Origin of the sequence: Salinimicrobium sp. 3283s, assembly GCF_039602225.1 — a bacterium.
Classification (GTDB): domain Bacteria; phylum Bacteroidota; class Bacteroidia; order Flavobacteriales; family Flavobacteriaceae; genus Salinimicrobium; species Salinimicrobium profundisediminis.
Window position 1 is genome coordinate 1,783,161 of record NZ_CP143631.1, and the last position, 18,079, is coordinate 1,801,239.

The 18,079-nt window shown below is 42.4% G+C and carries 16 protein-coding genes and 1 tRNA gene; 13 read left to right on the forward strand and 4 right to left on the reverse strand.

Annotated features, from left to right (window positions below):
* Positions 1–3 precede the first annotated feature (3 nt).
* Positions 4–675 (forward strand): 16S rRNA (cytidine(1402)-2'-O)-methyltransferase, encoded by a 672-nt coding sequence (rsmI, locus tag VS868_RS07830; RefSeq protein ID WP_345599763.1) that lies wholly within the window; start codon positions 4–6, stop codon positions 673–675.
* Here the strand turns inward: rsmI and VS868_RS07835 are convergent, their stop codons facing one another.
* Positions 676–1,026, reverse strand: a complete 351-nt coding sequence (locus tag VS868_RS07835) for a hypothetical protein (protein ID WP_345599764.1) — start codon at positions 1,024–1,026, stop codon at positions 676–678.
* A gap of 163 nt (positions 1,027–1,189) precedes the next feature.
* On the opposite strand from VS868_RS07835, the gene recJ reads away from it, so the two are divergent.
* Positions 1,190–2,887 (forward strand): single-stranded-DNA-specific exonuclease RecJ, encoded by a 1,698-nt coding sequence (gene recJ, locus VS868_RS07840; RefSeq protein ID WP_345599765.1) that lies wholly within the window; start codon positions 1,190–1,192, stop codon positions 2,885–2,887.
* Positions 2,888–3,246: 359 nt separating this feature from the next.
* On the opposite strand, the gene VS868_RS07845 is transcribed toward recJ, so the two are convergent.
* The gene (locus VS868_RS07845) at positions 3,247–3,855 is read right to left on the reverse strand and encodes a superoxide dismutase (protein ID WP_266070888.1); all 609 of its coding nucleotides are present in this window, start codon (positions 3,853–3,855) and stop codon (positions 3,247–3,249) included.
* Positions 3,856–4,077: 222 nt separating this feature from the next.
* Here VS868_RS07845 and VS868_RS07850 point away from each other — a divergent pair, with 222 nt between their 5' ends.
* The 5 genes from VS868_RS07850 (at position 4,078) to VS868_RS07870 (ending at position 13,817) form a co-directional block, all read left to right on the forward strand.
* A complete protein-coding gene (locus VS868_RS07850) occupies positions 4,078–7,221 on the forward strand; it encodes a UvrD-helicase domain-containing protein (RefSeq protein ID WP_345599766.1) in 3,144 nt (1,047 codons plus the stop codon).
* Between the two features lie 33 nt (positions 7,222–7,254).
* Positions 7,255–8,451 carry a glycine C-acetyltransferase gene (gene kbl, locus VS868_RS07855; protein ID WP_345599767.1) on the forward strand — a complete coding sequence of 399 codons (1,197 nt, stop codon included), beginning with the start codon at positions 7,255–7,257 and terminating at the stop codon, positions 8,449–8,451.
* Between the two features lie 301 nt (positions 8,452–8,752).
* Positions 8,753–10,144, forward strand: a complete 1,392-nt coding sequence (locus VS868_RS07860) for an OmpA family protein (RefSeq protein WP_266070885.1) — start codon at positions 8,753–8,755, stop codon at positions 10,142–10,144.
* Positions 10,145–10,212: 68 nt separating this feature from the next.
* The gene (locus VS868_RS07865; protein ID WP_345599768.1) at positions 10,213–12,972 is read left to right on the forward strand and encodes a PD-(D/E)XK nuclease family protein; all 2,760 of its coding nucleotides are present in this window, start codon (positions 10,213–10,215) and stop codon (positions 12,970–12,972) included.
* On the forward strand, positions 12,966–13,817 hold the full coding sequence (locus VS868_RS07870) for an alpha/beta hydrolase fold domain-containing protein (protein WP_345599769.1): 852 nt from the start codon (positions 12,966–12,968) through the stop codon (positions 13,815–13,817). Before VS868_RS07865 ends, VS868_RS07870 begins: the two co-directional genes overlap by 7 nt.
* A gap of 189 nt (positions 13,818–14,006) precedes the next feature.
* On the opposite strand, the gene VS868_RS07875 is transcribed toward VS868_RS07870, so the two are convergent.
* A tRNA-Ala gene (locus tag VS868_RS07875) sits at positions 14,007–14,080 on the reverse strand.
* A 91-nt stretch (positions 14,081–14,171) separates the two neighbouring features.
* Here VS868_RS07875 and VS868_RS07880 point away from each other — a divergent pair.
* The 6 genes from VS868_RS07880 to VS868_RS07905 are packed head-to-tail and all read left to right on the forward strand — an operon-like array spanning position 14,172 to position 17,338.
* Positions 14,172–14,675 (forward strand): GNAT family N-acetyltransferase, encoded by a 504-nt coding sequence (locus VS868_RS07880; RefSeq protein ID WP_266070881.1) that lies wholly within the window; start codon positions 14,172–14,174, stop codon positions 14,673–14,675.
* Positions 14,675–16,000, forward strand: coding sequence for an MATE family efflux transporter (locus tag VS868_RS07885; protein WP_266070880.1), 1,326 nt, complete (start codon positions 14,675–14,677; stop codon positions 15,998–16,000). Before VS868_RS07880 ends, VS868_RS07885 begins: the two co-directional genes overlap by 1 nt.
* Positions 16,001–16,051: 51 nt before the next feature.
* A complete protein-coding gene (locus VS868_RS07890; protein ID WP_266070878.1) occupies positions 16,052–16,819 on the forward strand; it encodes an enoyl-CoA hydratase/isomerase family protein in 768 nt (255 codons plus the stop codon).
* 1 nt (position 16,820) lies between these two features.
* On the forward strand, positions 16,821–17,000 hold the full coding sequence (locus VS868_RS07895; protein ID WP_266070877.1) for a hypothetical protein: 180 nt from the start codon (positions 16,821–16,823) through the stop codon (positions 16,998–17,000).
* Positions 17,001–17,033: 33 nt separating this feature from the next.
* Positions 17,034–17,210 (forward strand): hypothetical protein, encoded by a 177-nt coding sequence (locus tag VS868_RS07900; protein WP_266070876.1) that lies wholly within the window; start codon positions 17,034–17,036, stop codon positions 17,208–17,210.
* A complete protein-coding gene (locus tag VS868_RS07905) occupies positions 17,210–17,338 on the forward strand; it encodes a hypothetical protein (RefSeq protein WP_266070875.1) in 129 nt (42 codons plus the stop codon). The genes VS868_RS07900 and VS868_RS07905 overlap by 1 nt, the downstream gene beginning before the upstream one ends.
* Before the next feature lie 3 nt (positions 17,339–17,341).
* Here VS868_RS07905 and VS868_RS07910 read toward each other — a convergent pair whose 3' ends face one another.
* Positions 17,342–17,968, reverse strand: a complete 627-nt coding sequence (locus VS868_RS07910) for a 2OG-Fe(II) oxygenase (protein ID WP_266070874.1) — start codon at positions 17,966–17,968, stop codon at positions 17,342–17,344.
* Positions 17,969–18,079: the final 111 nt, after the last annotated feature.

Here is an 18,079-nt window from a genome sequence, read left to right on the forward strand (position 1 = left end):
TCTATGGCGAAACTATACCTTGTGCCCACGCCTATTGGCAACCTTGAAGATATTACTTTTCGTGCCCTTAGGGTTCTCAAAGAAGTAGATCTCATATTAGCTGAAGATACCCGCAACAGCGGAAAACTGCTAAAACATTTTGAGATAAATACACCTATGCAGAGCCACCACATGCACAATGAACACAAAACGGTAGAAAATGTGGTGCGGCAAATTCAGAATGGGAAAACTGTGGCGTTAATTAGTGATGCCGGGACGCCCGCCATTAGTGACCCCGGATTTTTACTCACCCGGGCCTGTGTTGAAGCAGGGCTCGAAGTAGATTGTCTTCCCGGCGCCACTGCTTTTGTTCCAGCCCTCGTGAACAGTGGGTTGCCCAATGATAAATTCGTTTTTGAAGGTTTTTTACCGGTAAAAAAAGGACGGCAAACCCGGCTGGAATTGCTGGCGCAGGAAACCCGTACCATAATATTATATGAATCGCCGCACAAGCTTCTTAAAACTCTGGGCCAGATAAAAGAATTCTTTGGAGAAGACAGGCAGGTTTCTGTATCCCGGGAGATCACCAAACTACATGAGGAAACCGTGAGGGGAACAGCAGCTGAAGTGCTTTCGCACTATGAGACCAAACCTCCTAAAGGAGAGATTGTGGTTGTTGTTGCAGGGAATAAATAGCTACTCTGCGACCTCGATTTTGAGCGTGGTGATTGTTTCAGAAAAAATTTCGGCTCCGTTAGAATCAGCCCTTTTGATCTTTACAACTTCGATCCCGTTAAAGTCGGCTTCTGGAGCGTAAACATAGAAGATGCCTTGCTCGCGGTGCTGAATTTCACTCAGAACCGCATGTGCTGCCTGCTCCGAAATACTGAAACCACCTTCAGTGGGTATTGCTTTTGAAAGCAGGTGCTCAAGAGTATCGGCTTTTGAAATGGAAAGTGTTTTTTCAGGTGCTTCTGTTTCTACTGAAGTTATATTTTCGCAGGCCAGGAATATCAGTGCGATGGCGAATAAGAGGATCTTTTTCATTCAGTATAATTTTCAATTAAATTAATAAAGAAATAATTAATTGGCTGAATGAATCTTTATAACTGTGAAATTTCGGTGTCAGATTTTCCTTCAGGTTCTCGATGAGGCCGGTTTGTAGGACGTAAATAATAAAGAACAATAAGTATTTTTGAAAAAAAACTCTATGCGCTGGACACTTAAACCTAAACCCGATCCTTCAACAGTTGAACATCTGCAGGAAGCTTTAGGTGTAGAAAAACCAATAGCTTCATTGCTGGTTCAGCGCGGCATAGAAACATTTGAAGAAGCCAAAAAGTTCTTTCGCCCCAGTCTTGAAGACCTCCACGATCCTTTTCTAATGAAAGATATGGAAGCAGCGGTAAGCAGGATTGAGCTTGCCCTTCAAAAAGGGGAAAATATCATGGTCTTTGGAGATTATGATGTAGACGGCACCACGAGTGTGGCATTGGTTTCTTCTTATCTAAAAAGGATCTACCCAAACGTTGCGACCTATATCCCCGACCGGTATGAAGAAGGATACGGTGTGTCTTATAAAGGGATAGATTTTGCAGCCGATAATGACATTAGCCTCATCATTGCCCTCGATTGCGGAATTAAAGCTATTGAAAAAGTAGCCTATGCCAGTGAAAAGGGCATTGACTTTGTAATTTGTGATCATCACAGGCCGGGGGCAGAAATACCAAAGGCGGTAGCTGTACTGGATCCTAAAAGAGAAGATTGTGAATACCCTTATAAGGAACTCTGCGGATGTGGTGTGGGCTTCAAGCTGTTGCAGGCTCTAAACCAAAAGCGGGGAGAGCCATTTGGAGTGCTCATCCCATACCTGGACCTGGTTGCTACAGCTATTGGGGCCGATATAGTGCCGGTAACCGGCGAAAACCGGATACTTGCCTATCATGGCCTGCAGGTAATAAATGTTGCTCCCCGTGCAGGAATTGGTGCGATCCTCGAACAGGTGAAGAAGGAACAACTCACCCTTACAGATGTGGTTTTTATAGTTGCGCCCCGCATCAATGCAGCCGGAAGGATGAAGCACGGACTACACGCCGTTAACCTGCTTACTGAAGAAGATAGTGTGCAGGCAAAAATATTTGCAGCCGAAATTGAAGAATACAACACGAGCCGAAGAGAGACAGATAAAGTAATTACTGAAGAAGCACTTGCCCAGATTGACGAACTTTGCGAACAGGAGAGAAAGACCACAGTAGTTTACCGGGAGACCTGGCATAAAGGGGTGATAGGGATTGTAGCCTCGAGGCTTACCGAAACTTATTACCGCCCTACCCTGGTGTTTACCCGCAGCGGTGAAAAACTTGCGGCATCGGCACGTTCTGTCAGTGGTTTTGATGTTTATGATGCTTTGGAAGGCTGCAGTGAATTCATTGAACAATTTGGAGGTCATAAATATGCGGCGGGCTTAACACTGCTCTCTCACCAGTATGAGAATTTCAAGAGAAAATTTGAAGAAGTGGTTTCGGCTACAATAGATCCCCGCTTGCTAACTCCCGAAATTCAGATCGATGCCGAAATAGAACTCGGTGATATTACAGATAAGTTCCATAGGATCCTTAAACAGTTTGCACCATTTGGACCCGGCAATATGTCTCCTGTTTTTATGTCAAAAAATTTGCGGGATACAGGTTACGCCCGCTGTGTAGGTGGAGATGACAGGCACCTCAAAGCTAGGTTTTATCAGAAAGGAAATGATCGCAGCTATGGTGCCATAGGTTTTGATTTGGGGAAGAAGTGCGAGCTGGTAAGTGAAGGGAAAAAGGTCAAGGCTGCCTATTGTATCGAAGAGAATGAATTTCAAGGCAATATCACGCTACAGCTAAAATTGAAAGACGTTGAGGTAAATTAGCGCGACCTTCTGTTAATATTGTTGCTGAATTCTTACAGCACATACCGCCTATTTGCTCTTCAACAATTTTCCCTGTACTTCATCTAAAAAAGTTTCTGATAATGAGATGTTTAGCTACTTTAGTAAAGCCATAACATAAGTAGGTTAAGTTCATGGTAGATTTGGGGCAAAAAAAGGTGGAGATTTCCACCTTTTTTTATGCGCGATATTCTGCAAAAAAAGGCTGCCTTAAAAGCCTTTTTTGGTCTGCCTGAAGTTTGGTCCTATTCAAGATAGATCCACTAATTCAGAAAAACTTTTAAAGTTAGCTTTTAAGACAGCCTCCTGTCTTATTTAAAATCTCTAATGTGAGACCTTAATTATTTATGTTGTGCATATCTTTTGGAAACTTCTTCCCAGTTGATCACATTGAAGAACGCATCAATATAAGCGGGACGTTGGTTTTGATACTTTAAATAATAAGCATGCTCCCAAACGTCCATTCCAAGGATTGGATATCCGCCGCAACCTACTCCGGGCATTAAAGGATTATCCTGGTTTGCTGAAGAACATACTTCAAGCTTGCCACCTTCCTGCACGCAAAGCCATGCCCAACCAGATCCAAACTGTGTAGCACCTGCTTTAGAGAACTCATCTTTAAAAGCTTCGAAAGATCCAAAGTCTTTGTCTATTGCAGAGGCCAGGTCTCCCTGTGGCTTTCCACCACCATTAGGTCCCATGATCTCCCAGAAAAGGTTATGGTTAAAATATCCCCCTCCATTGTTGCGGACAGCTTTATCATCCATGTCAAGGTTATTGAGAATATTCTCAATATTCTTCCCTTCCATATCTGTGCCTTTTACAGCATCATTTAATTTGCTGGTGTATCCTGCGTGATGTTTATCGTGGTGGATCTCCATTGTTTTTGCGTCAATGTGAGGCTCCAATGCGTCAAATGCATATTTTAATTTTGGTAACTCGAAAGCCATAGTTAAATCGTTTTTATTATTAATTAGGTCAACTTCAAATTTAGAGATAAACCTCTTTAATAAGAATTATAAAATGTTATAAAATCCTTAAAGATGTAGCTTTTTAAAAAAGTTAGTTTACAGTTACTTAGAATAATCTCATTTTTTTATGCATTTTTTCCAGCTAATGGATCGGCATGAGCAGGTCAATTAAGATGCATTTCTTACTTTAGTAAAAAAAATTTGAAGGACGCTAACATCTTCAGAATTTACGACGCTTCGGCTGGTTCGGGAAAGACCTATACCCTTGTAAAACAGTATCTTTTACTTCTGCTGTCTTCGCCAAGAATAGACAGCTATAAAAATATTCTTGCCATTACCTTTACCAATAAGGCTGTGGGGGAGATGAAATCGCGCATAATTGAGAGCCTGCACGGGCTTGCCAACCCCAGGCGCACCAGGAAAGAAGAAGACTTGCTCATGGTGCTTTCCAAAGACACTGGAAAGCCGCCAGAGATCATTCAGAAGAAAAGCAGTGATATCCTAAAGCATATAATTCACAATTATGCCGCGTTTGAAGTTTCTACTATAGATGGCTTCACCCACCGGGTTTTGAGAACCTTTGCCAAAGACCTCGGGCTGCCACTCAATTTTGAAGTGGAACTTAGAACCGATGAAGTGCTTGGGGAGGCGGTAGACAGGCTTATAAGTAAAGCCGGAAAAGACAAAGCCATTACCCGGATTCTGGTCAATTTTGTGCTCTCCCGCACAGATGACGATAAGAGCTGGGACATAGCCCGTGACCTTTTTGCCATTGGCCGATTGCTCACACAAGAAACCAGTAGCAAATTTCTGGAGATCCTAAAGACAAAGAAGCCGGGCGATTTTGAAGATCTCAAAAAGAAGATCATTCAGGAACAGAAAAATCTGGAAAGTGCTGTTATTGACACGGCAAATGACTTTTTCCAGTTACTGGATGAAAACAATCTTGACAATGGATGTTTTAGTGGCGGCTATTGTCCAAAATTTTTTCTGAAGCTTCAAAAAGGGGATTTTAACGTTAACTTTTCCGCAGGCTGGCAAAGGGATCTTGCTGAAAAAGCGCTCTATGCATCTAAACTTGATGCAGCCAAAAAGCAGGTTCTCGATAGCCTTCAGCCGCAAATTGTCGCACTGTACAATCAGGTAAAAAATTACATTACCAGCATACAGTTCCTTGAAGCGGTAGACAAGAACCTCGTGCCGCTGTCTCTTTTAAATGCCATACAGGCACAGATTGAAGAGATAAAAGCTGAAAATTCGCTGGTTTTAATTTCAGAATTCAACGCCACGATAGGTAAAGCAGTTAAAGATCAGCCCGCACCTTTTATTTATGAGAGGCTGGGAGATCGGTACCGTCATTATTTTATTGATGAATTTCAGGATACCTCCCAGTTACAGTGGGAAAATTTGATCCCGCTTGTTGACAATACACTTTCTATTGAGCATCCGGCCGGCGAATTTGGTTCGCTCACGCTGGTAGGAGATGCAAAACAGTCTATTTACAGGTGGCGTGGCGGTAAAGCCGAACAATTTATGGAGCTATGCCAAAAGCGGCATCCGTTTAGCGTTGAAGACCTGGAAATGCTGGTGCTGCCAAATAATTACAGGAGTGCCAGGACCGTTGTGGAGTTTAATAACGATTTCTTTAAATATGCTTCAGGATTTTTTCTGAATGAAACCCATAAAAACCTTTTTCTTAACAGCGGCCAGGGCGTTGTGAGCTCCAAAGAAGGTTATGTGAACATTTCCTTTATAGAGGCTGAAAATGCTTCCGAAGAAATGGAGGCGTACCCCATAAGGGTGCTTGAAATTATTACGGAATTGCAGGAACAGGGCCGGGCACTTTCAGATATCTGTATCCTTACCCGAACACGCCGGGAGAGTATCGCTGTAGCCAATTACCTGAGTGAACATGCTATTCCCGTTATCTCTGCGGAAAGCTTACTCATAAACCGTTCTCCAAAAATCAGGTTTATTACGGCAGTTTTGCAGTACTGCCTCGATCCCGGAGACAGGTCTCTCAAATTTGAGATCCTCGATTATCTTTTGACTGAAACTATTGAAGTAGACAACGATTTTCAATTTTTGGAAGAGCATCTAAAGCCTGAAGGAGAGGAATTTTTTGAAGCTCTGGAAAAAAACGGGATCAATTTTTCGCCCGTGGCAGCTACTGCAATGTCGGTTTATGAGGCGGTTGAATATATAATCAGGGCTTTCTCGCTAGAGGCCGTGTCTGATGCTTACCTGCAGTTCTATCTCGATTTTGTTTATGAAATTTCCAGTACCGAAGGGGTCGCATTTTTCACCTTTTTGGAACAGTGGGAACGAAAGAAAGACGAACTGAGCATTGTGGTACCACAAGGTGAAAATGCAGTGCAAATAATGACCATACATAAAGCTAAAGGACTGGAATTTCCTGTGGTAATCTATCCTTTTGCCAATACCCAGATAAATGACACGGCCAGGGAACATTTTTGGATAGAATTGCCCGAAGAACTCGATACCAACGTAGAAATTGCTTACCTGCGTGCAGCCGATAAGATGAAAGAATGGGAAGGTGAGGCACCTCAAATTTATAATGAGTTGAGTAGTAATAGTCAGCTTGATGCGCTCAATGTGCTGTATGTGGCTATGACACGCCCCGAACATCAGTTGTATATCATTTCAAAAATGGACCTGGACAAGAAGGGGAACGAAAATACCAATCGCATTTCGGGCTTGTTTATATCCTATTTGCGGTCTATAGGGAAGTGGAATGACAGTAATGAGTACCACTTCGGAAATATGCATGAAGTAATTTCCGAAGAAAAAAAACCGGCTAATACCTTTGAGCAGCAAAGTTTCTTTTCTTCCCCAACCGAGGGCAATGGTATTTCGATCATCACGCGGTCAGGTCTCATGTGGAATACGAAACAGCAAAAGGCCATCGAGAAAGGTCAGCTTATCCACGATCTTTTTGCTAAAATAGATACGGAAGCAGATGTGGAGCGGGTACTTGAAAATGCCAAAAATGACGGACTTTTTCCTTCCGAAGAAAAAGAAGAACTTAAAAGATCAATTTTAGAAGTTACAGGCCATAGCGCGTTAAGGGAATATTTTACAAATGACGTGGTGAATTATAATGAGCGGGAAATAATTTCTGAAGACGGCGCTCTCTTAAGACCCGACAGACTTATTTTTTCTGGTAATAAGGTGAATATTATTGACTACAAGACAGGTGCAGCAGATCCAAAACACAAGGCGCAGATATCGCAATATGCCGATATTTTAGAAAAGATGAATTTTGAAATTGAAAACAAGATCCTGGTTTATATAAACGACCAGATTGAAGTAACTTTTGTGTAAAAAGAATGTAATTTTGTAAAAAAACCAGTCACTATGTACGGAAAAATGCAGGAATACCTTGAAAAGGAAATAAACAATATTAAAGAAGAAGGCCTTTATAAAAAAGAAAGGATCATTACTTCACCACAGGGCGCTGAGATCACTCTTGAAGGTGGTAAAAAGGTTCTGAATTTTTGTGCCAACAATTACCTTGGGCTCTCGTCACACCCAGAAGTGATACAGGCAGCAAAAGACGCTATGGATACGCATGGCTTCGGAATGTCTAGTGTACGGTTTATATGCGGTACCCAGGATATCCATAAAGAACTGGAGCGCAAGATTGCCCACTTCTACGGGATGGATGATACCATACTTTATGCTGCTGCATTTGATGCGAACGGGGGTGTTTTTGAGCCACTTTTGACTGCTGAAGACGCTATAATTTCTGATTCCCTCAACCACGCTTCCATTATTGATGGGGTAAGGTTGTGTAAGGCAGCTCGCTACCGTTACGAAAATGGAAATATGGAAGAGCTTGAAGCGCAGCTTAAAACAGCTAATGAAAAAGGAGCGCGGTTTAAAATTATTGTTACCGATGGTGTATTCTCCATGGACGGGCTGGTGGCACCCCTTGATAAGATCTGCGATCTTGCCGAAAAGTATGATGCCATGGTTATGATAGATGAATGCCACGCAACAGGATTTATTGGTCAGGACGGGATTGGTACTCTCGAAGAGAAAGGAGTGCTTGGGCGCATAGACATTATTACCGGAACCCTCGGGAAAGCACTGGGAGGTGCAATGGGCGGATATACTGTGGCCAAAAAAGAGGTTATAGAAATTTTGCGTCAAAGATCGCGGCCATATCTATTCTCCAACTCCCTGGCTCCGGCTATTGTGGGAGCTTCTATCAAGGTTTTTGATATGTTATCTAAAGACGACTCTCTTAGGAACAAGGTCAAGGAAAATACAAAATACTTCAAAAAAGGTATAAAAGATGCCGGATTTGAAATCATTGACGGGAAAGCTGCCATTGTACCGGTAATGCTTTATGATGCAAAACTTTCACAAAAAATGGCCGACAGGCTTTTAGAGGAAGGGATCTATGTAATTGGATTCTTCTACCCTGTAGTGCCTAAAGGAAAAGCGAGAATAAGGGTACAGCTCTCGGCTGCCCACACTCAGGAACACCTTGATAAAGCTATTGCCGCCTTTAAAAAAGTGGGAAAAGAGCTTGATATCATTAAATAAGGTTAAAAATAAAAAAGGTGTTTCTGTCTAGGAACACCTTTTTTACATCCATTTCGGGCTTCTTCATCCTTTATATCAGATACTTTAGGAAAGCTTTTTACAGGGCAGAATAACACAACAGCAAAACCTAAAAAATTGTTAATATTTTAAGGTTTTCGCAAAATAATTATGTTGTAAATCCTTTGTAACTGCTCCAAATGCCAGTCTTATTAAGAAAACTTTATTAAATTGGGCTTTGTTAATACTGAATATCGGTCTACTTTTGTTTCTGCTAACTAATTAAAATATTAAACTCAGCAATATGAAACATCTAAACAGATTATTATTGGCTTCACTATGCATTCTGAGCTTCAGCACTATGCAGGCGCAGGATGACAATAATCCATGGGCTATTGGAATAGGAGTAAACGCAGTGGATTTTTATCCTACAGGTGAAGACGCACCTCTAGGGGGGTATTTTGATGAATTCTTCAACACCGGAGATCACTGGAATGTACTTGCAGGTATTTCTAGAATCTCTGTTGCCCGTAACATTGGCGCAGGGTTCTATTTTGAAGCAGCTGGTTCGGTTAACCAAATCGGTAAATATGGAGATGAAGGATGGGATGACCTAATGTATTACGGTCTTGACGGTACCTTCAACTACAGCTTTCGTAATGACGCCAACGCAGGTTGGTTAGATCCTATTGTGGGAGTTGGTGGGGGTTACACCTGGATTGACGAAGAAGGCTTCGCAACTCTTGATGGAACTGTAGGTTTCAATTTCTGGTTTACAGATAATCTTGCCCTTTCAGTCCAAACTATCTACAAGCATGGATTTGACGATGATATGAACTCTCACTTCCAACACGCAGCAGGAATTAAGTTTGCCTTTGGAGGACAGGATACTGACGGAGATGGTATCTACGATAAGGATGATGAGTGTCCTGAAGTAGCCGGATTAGAACAATTCAACGGTTGTCCTGACTCTGATGGTGACGGGATACAGGACAGGTTGGACGAATGTCCTAATGAAGCAGGTCTTGCACAATTTAACGGTTGCCCAGATACAGACGGTGATGGTATTGCCGATCCTCAGGATGAATGTCCTACTGTAGCCGGTCTTGCTGCATTGAACGGATGTCCAGATGCCGATGGTGACGGAGTTAAAGATAGCGAGGACGAATGTCCAAACGAAGCAGGTCCAAAAGAAAACAACGGATGTCCATGGGAAGATATGGATAACGATGGAGTGCTAGACAAAGATGATGAATGTCCAGAAGTAGCAGGAACTGCTGCAAACAACGGATGTCCTGAACCAACTGTAGAGGTAATCGAAGAATTGAATGAATACTCAAGAACTATTCTTTTCGATCTTGATAAAGCTACAATTAGATCTGAGTCAGAAGAAACTCTTCAGGCTATCGCCGATATCATGAAAGAATATCCTAACACAATTTTCCATATTGGAGGACACACAGATAGCACTGGTAGTGAATCTTACAATGAAAAACTATCCAGAGAAAGAGCACAATCTGTAGAAACTTTCCTTGAAAACACTGGTATTCCTTCTAGCAGATTAACTTCTGAAGGATATGGTGAATCTCAACCAATCGCTTCTAACAGCACTGCTAAAGGAAGACAGGAAAACAGAAGGGTAGAGATATCTTTAGATAAAGAAAAAGAGATGAGAGATAATCAGGGCGGAATGTAACCTGACTTTCACTAAATTTATTTAGAAAAACGCCCCGGTTTGACCGGGGCGTTTTTTATTTTTAAGGCATGATATCATTTATTGAACAGGTGCTTCAGGAGTTACTATCCCGAAACGCAAACATTTCTGAAACCACATTTATCCTGCCCAGTAAAAGAGCAGGTGCCAGCCTGGTGAACAGGCTTTCCCGCCTTTCTTCAAAGCCTATGTTTGCTCCCAGGGTGTTGAGTATTGAAGACTTTTCCGAAGAAATAGCAGGGCTTAAATCTATTGATAATATCACAGCCCTTTTTGAATTTTATTCCGCTTACCGGGCCTGTACGCCAAAAGATCAATGTGAAAGTTTTGAAACTTTCTCTGCCTGGGCGCAAACGCTGCTCTACGATTTCAACGAAATTGACCGCTATCTTATAGACTATAAAACGTTTTTTGGTTACCTGGGTGATATCCAGGAAATGAACCACTGGTACCTTCAGGAAGAGAAAACTCCACTCATGGAGAACTACCTGCTCTTCTGGAATAAACTTCCCGACTATTATGAGGCACTCCAAAAGCAGCTTGAAGAGAAGGAGCTGGCCTATCAGGGAATGGTCTACAGAAGGGCTTCTGAAAGAATTTCTGAATATGCCGGGAGAGTAGCCGGGCCATTTGTATTTATAGGTTTTAATGCGTTAAATACTGCGGAACAAAATATTTTTCAGTTTCTTCTTGAAGCCGGTAAAGCTGAAGTATTCTGGGATATAGATGAAGTCTTTCTTCAGGATGAGCAGCATGATGTTTCACTTTTTCTACGGAATTATCTCAAATCCTGGCCCTATTTTAAGAACCATAAGCCACAGTTTATTTCCCGCTCGTATAGTGAACCCAAGGATATAAAGATGATTGGCGTTCCCAAAAATATTGGGCAGGCCAAGTATGTGGGAGAATTATTGTCTAAGCTTTCGCCTGAAGAACTAAAGGAAACCGCCGTGGTTCTTGGCGACGAAAGCCTGCTGCTCCCGGTGTTGAATTCCCTGCCGCCCAATGTAGAGGAGGTAAATATTACCATGGGCTTTGCACTGCAAAATGCCCCTGTTGCTTTCCTTCTTGAACACCTGCTTAAAATACATACGGTGCAGGGCGATGGCACTCACTATTACAAAGATCTTATGCTGGTGCTCAGCCACCCGCTGGTACAACAGGTGACAGGTGGATTTTCGCGCCGGTTGCTGGAAAATATCCGCAAGGAGAACCTGGTCTATATAAAAGAAGAGGACCTGTTTAAAGCTGTCCCCACCGAGTTTAAACCGCTTTTCACTGCCTGCTTTGGAGATTGGAAAAATGATCCGAAAATTGCTTTACAGAATCTTCAGGGGTTGATCATGATCTTTAAAGATCGTATGGATAGTGACCGCGATAAAATTACCCTCGAGTTCCTGTATCAGCTGCATTTGTTGCTTAACCAGATAAACAACCTTGTATCAGAATATCCCTACATAGATTCCATTAAGATCCTGTTCTCTGTGTACAAAGATTTCCTGTCTTCAAAGACGGTCGACTTCCGTGGGAAACCTTTTTCAGGGCTACAGCTTATGGGGATGCTCGAGTCGCGAGTGCTCGATTTTAAAAATGTAATCCTTACCTCGGTAAATGAAGGAGTGCTTCCGGCAGGAAAAAGCAGTAATTCCTTTATCCCTTTTGATCTTAAATGCGCTTATAAGTTGCCCACTTATAAAGAAAAAGACGCTGTTTATACCTATCACTTTTACCATTTACTACAGCGGGCAAAACAGGTGCATTTGCTGTACAATACTGAAAGTGACGGACTCAATGCGGGTGAAAAAAGCCGTTTTTTACTGCAGCTTGAAATGGAAGCCCAGAAAGATCACAACATACAGAACTTCAATATTAGCCCCGTAGTTCCACCCGTGTCGGCTCAACTTAAAACCGTACACAAGTCGGCAGAAGTCATTGCAATGCTCAAGGCAAGAGCGGCAGAAGGATTTTCTCCATCGGCGCTCACCACCTATATCAGGAATCCTTTAGATTTTTATAAACAGTATGTTCTGGGAATAAGGGAGCGCGAAGAGGTAGAAGAAACAGTCGCCTATAATACCCTGGGGACTGTAGTGCATGATACCCTCGAGGTTTTTTACAGAAATATGCTCGAGGAGCAGGTCACTGTTGAAAAGCTCGAAGAAGCCCTTGACAACAGCAATGCCGAAATTGAAAGACAGTTTAGGGAGCACTACACCAAAGCGCCCCTCAACAATGGGCAAAACCTGCTTATTTTTGAAGTTGCACGCCGCTATGTGCGCAACTTTTTAAGATCAGAGATTGTTCACATAAAAGAAGGGAATACTATAAAGATCCTGAAAATAGAAGACAGGCTGAAGGTGCAGATTCCCATTGAAGAGCTCGATTTTCCTGTATTTTTAAAGGGAACTGTAGATCGTGTTGATGAATTCAACGGCAAGATGCGCATCATTGATTATAAAACCGGTAAGGTTGAACAAAACAAAGTTGAGGTAGTAGACTGGGAAGAGATCAGTTTAGATTATGACAAGTACAGCAAGCCATTTCAGATACTCACTTATGCGCTTATGATGAACGAAGATTCGCCACTTCCACAAGATCTTGAAGCAGGGATTATTTCCTTCAAAAATCTGAAAGCAGGATTCCTTCAGTTCTGTAAAAAAGACAAAAAAGGATATGGTGCCAAAAAAGACATTAATATAACTTCAGATACCCTTGCAGAATTTAAAATTCAGCTTAAAAACCTTATTTTAGAGATATGTGATCCCGAAGTTCCTTTTGTTGAAAAAGAAATAAAACAACATTCATGGTAGTAAAAAAGCAAAAGAATATAAGCCTTCCGGGCCTGCACGGGCGGCCAATTCCAACAGATGTATTTTCTTCGGAAGAAGAGGGGCAGAAACCGGTAGTATTGTTCTGTCATGGTTATAAAGGCTTCAAAGACTGGGGCGCCTGGAACCTGATGGCAACCGCATTTGCCCAAAATGGCTTCCTGTTCGTAAAGTTTAATTTTGCCTTCAATGGCGGCACTCTTGAAAACCCTATAGATTTCCCCGATTTAGACGCTTTTGGAGAGAACACGTACACCAAAGAGCTCGATGATCTTAAAGTTTTAATTGACTGGATAAGCAGTGAAGATTTCCCTTACGCTAACCGGGCCGATCTTTCCCGTCTCACTTTGATGGGCCACTCCCGCGGCGGAGGTATTGCGGTGGTTAAAGCTGCTGAAGACCCCCGTATCCAAAAGCTCATTACTCTTGCAGCAGTTAGTGACTTTGAAGACCGCTTTCCAAAAGGGGAAGAACTGGAGGCCTGGAAACAAAAAGGAATCTCTTATATAGAAAATTCCCGCACCAAGCAGAAAATGCCGCACCTGTTCGACTTTTACGAAGATTTTAAACAAAATGAAGAGCGACTGAATATCGCCAGGTCGGCGGAAAAGCTCAATATTCCCTATCTCGTGGTTCACGGCACCAATGATCCTACAGTTGCTGTAGATAACGCCCGTCAATTGCATGAATGGTCATCACAATCGGAGTTGTTCCTACTTGATGGCAGCGATCATGTTTTTGAGGCTTCACATCCGTGGGAACGCGAAGACCTCCCGCCGGCCATGGAGAAGATCATAAAAAAAGCTACTGAATTCATTAAAAAGTAACCTGTCAAAAATGGCATTTTTGGAAGGTGTTTTAGTCAAGGTTAATTGATCGTACCATGACCTATCAGATAACTTACCCGACATAACTGTAGACCTCACAGGTTTTGAAAACCTGTGAGGTCTTTATATACGCTAAGCAGTTAGGAACACCCGAAAACGAAAAAACCACCGCGAAACGGTGGTTTTTTGTGGAGAATATCGGAGTCGAACCGATGACCTTTTGGCTGCCAGCCAAACGCTCTAGCCAGCTGAGCTAATCCCCCATTGATGAGGGCAAATTTATAAAATATATTCCAATGTTTAAAGCCTTTATTTCTTTCTATAAAATTATTTTTGTTGAGAAGCCTTTCTCACATGATAAGAACAGCCAAATACCAGGACTTAGCGACCATTAAAAGCCTCACCGAAGCCTGTGCCCACGCCATGCAGAAAAAAGGGATCCTGCAGTGGAATGAATTTTATCCTTCTTTAGAGCGGCTCAAAAATGACATTTTACAGGAGGAATTGTATGTGCTTGAAGAAGAGGGAGAGATTGAGGGGATTATTGTTTTGACGCCTACCATAGATGAAGAGTACCTGCCTATAGCATGGCTCACCCCCAGCGGCAATAATCTTTACGTACACCGCCTGGCTACCAATCCGCAGAAGTGGGGCAGCGGGCATGGGCGTAGGCTTATGGATTTTGCTGAAGATTTTGCCCGTAAGCACAACTATGATTCAGTAAGACTGGATACCTTCAGCCAGAACCAGCGAAATCAAAAATTTTACGAAGCCCGGGGCTACAAAAGGCTGGGGAATATTTATTTTCCGAAGCAAAGTGAAGCCCCTTTCTACTGCTATGAAAAAGTGATAAAGTAATGGCTGTAGTGAACTTCAAAAATATCAATCGGCTTGCAATTCCTGCAATAATCGCAGGCATTGCAGAACCTCTTATCTCCTTAACCGATATTGCCATTATTGGTAATGTAGACCAGGATCCTGTTGAAGCTCTTGCCGCAGCAGGAATTGTTGGTTCATTTCTTTCGGCTATTATCTGGATCGTAGCCCAAACTAAAACCGCTATTTCGGCTTTGGTGTCACAGCATTTTGGTGCAAACCGCATTCATGCAGTTAAAACACTGGTACCACAAGCTATTTTTTTTAACTTTTTACTTAGTCTGTTGATCTATGCCGTGACAGCCTACTTTGCTGCCGCGATCTTTAGCGCTTATAATGCTGAAGGAAAGGTCTTGAATTATGCTGCCGATTATTATCAAATTCGTGCGATAGGCTACCCACTCACCCTGGTCACCTTCGCTCTCTTTGGTGTTTTTCGTGGGCTCCAAAACACGTTGTGGGCCATGAAATGCAGTCTCACCGGCGCGGTTCTAAATGTGGGCCTCGATTTTATGCTGGTTTATGGCATAGAGGGCTGGATTCCCGCCATGCATCTTGAAGGCGCCGCTTATGCCAGTGTTATTGCGCAACTGGTCATGCTGGTCATGGCATTGTATTTTTTCTTTAAAAAAACGCCTTTTCACCTGGGCCTTAGCCGCACCATCAATCCGCAGATGAAAGCCCTGCTTTTAATGAGCGGCAACCTTTTTGTGCGTACTGCGGCTTTAAATTTCGCCATTTACCTGGCTAATGCCTATGCGACAGATTACGGTAAAAACTATATTGCTGCCCAGAGTATCCTCATGAACATCTGGCTCTTTTTCAGTTTCTTTATTGATGGCTATGCCAATGCCGGAAATGCCATGGGCGGCCGACTCCTGGGAGCAAGGGATTACAATGGCTTATGGCAGTTGAGCAAAAAGATCAGCAAATATTCTGTCATCATCGCTGTTTTTTTAATCGGGATTTGTGCGCTGTTTTATGAAGAAATAGGGTTGATCTTCAGCAAAGAAGCGCCTGTGCTGCTGCTGTTCACTTCTGTTTTCTGGATGGTACTGTTCATGCAGCCAGTGAATGCCATTGCTTTTATGTTCGACGGAATATTTAAAGGGCTGGGGGAAGCAAAATATCTTCGGAATGTGTTGCTGGCAGCTACCTTTCTTGGTTTTACCCCGGCGCTGCTCATAGGCGATTACTTCGGATTAAAACTCCACGCCATCTGGATCGCTTTCTTTGTATGGATGCTTATTAGAAGCAGTGCGCTGGTGATAAAATTCCGCAGGAAATATTTGTACAAAGAAACCTAGAGATACAGGACTGAAAATAAAAAATGTAACTTTACGGGAAAGAATAAAAAAATGACCACGAACAGGGAGAATGGAAGTTTATACACCAACATTGTTAACGGGATTGCTTCTCTTGAATTTGGGCACCCGGCAAGTAATTCTTTTCCCGGAGTACTGTTAGAAAGACTTGAAAAGGAACTGCATAAACTGTCAGATGATGATGAGGTAAAGATCATCATTTTAAGAGCTGAAGGAGACAGGGCATTTTGTGCCGGGGCATCATTTGATGAACTTTTAGCGGTAGAGAATATGCAGCAGGGGAAAGTTTTTTTTTCGGGATTTGCCAATGTGATCAATGCTATGCGCAGCTGTAAAAAACTGATTATTGGCCGTATTCACGGAAAAACCGTGGGCGGCGGGGTAGGCCTGGCAGCAGCCTGCGATTATTGTTTTGCTACTGAACATGCCGCAATAAAATTATCTGAACTAAGTATAGGAATCGGGCCCTTTGTCATTGCCCCGGCAATTGAGCGAAAAATGGGGGTGGCTGCCCTTGCCGAACTTACCCTTGCAGCGCATGAGTGGAAAAATGCTTATTGGGCAAAGGAAAAAGGTCTTTATGCCCGGGTTTTTGAAAACACAGGGGACATGGATAAGGAACTGGAATTCTTTTCAGAAAAACTGGCTTCTTACAATCCTGCTGCCCTTCTGGAAATGAAGAAAGTGCTGTGGGAAGGAACCAGGAGCTGGGATTCTTTGCTTCAGGAACGTGCGGCAATTTCGGGAGAATTGGTGCTTTCAGAATTTACACGAAGCGCTTTATCAAAATTCAGAAAATAATATGGAATTAATGAATGTAGTGCTCTTTCAGGAGATAGAGAAAACAAAAGCTTTCCAGGTAGGCTATGAAGTAGGTTATTTTGTAGGTTCTAATTTTTGGGAAGTAGTGACCGCAGCCGTGGTGATTCTGGCTGTTATTCTTTATCTTGCTTTCTTCAGAAAGAAAAAAAGCATCAGCTAAAATGTCATTTTTGACACCTAAAATGCAGGCAGTATGAATTTTCAGCAGGAACATATACCAAAAGATCAACCCGCAAGTGAAAGGGAAGGCTATGGATTTTCTTTAGAGAATTTCCTTGAAGACCAATGGATGTACCTTGTGGGCATCCTTATCATTTTAGGCATATTTTTCTACGCGAGGTATGCCTGGCGCAAAAGAAATGAACGCTAATGCAGGAAGATCTCCCCGTAAATGAGGAAACTTTTGACCTGCTGAGGTTTTTAAGCGGCTATGGCTTTTGGCTGCTCCTCGCAATTTTGTTAATCGTGGTGGTATTGTATAAAAAATTCAGGAAGTAGGTTTTAGCGGGTCTTCAACCAGCCTGTAATGCTCAGTCTTTCGGTTTTTACCGGTTTTACTTCGTGCTCCAGGATCTGGCTTTCAAAAATGACCATTCTTCCGGGGAAAGGGTAAATACTTTTTGGAACTTCCACGCCATTTTCATTGTTATAAATAACAAGTTCTCCTCCATACTCTGGCTGCCAGTCCTGCTCATTGAGGTAACACACCATAGAGAGTTTTCGCCTGTCGTCATTTTGAAAGGTGTCCAGGTGTCGTTTATAGAAGGTGCCTTCGGGATATAGCGCATAATGGAATTCTTTGTGTAGAATGCCGGTAAAGCAGGTGCGGTTAAGGTAATCTACAAAATCGTTGATCCTTCTAAAAAAGGCTTTTTCGGCTTGTGCTGCTTCAGCTTCATTTAACCATAGAATAAAATCCCCACGAATAGATTTTGCTATAATTTCATTGGTTCGGTTTCCTATCGCAGCCTTTTTGAAGTTGTCTTCTTCATATTTGTGCAGCAGGGAATTGCGCAGCTCCAGGACTTCTTCGGGGCTGAAGAAATCTTCAACAATAGAATATTGCTGCTCAGAAAGATCTGTAATGATCTTTTCATAAACCGGGTTCTCTATAATTTCCAATGTCATTATTTTAGGCGTGCAAATGTACGTTTGAATTTCCCATTTTTTACGTGGTCTTCAAAGCAAAGATTTATAATTTTTTAGGCTGAATAGTTAAATTTCGTGTAGCCAAGCTCT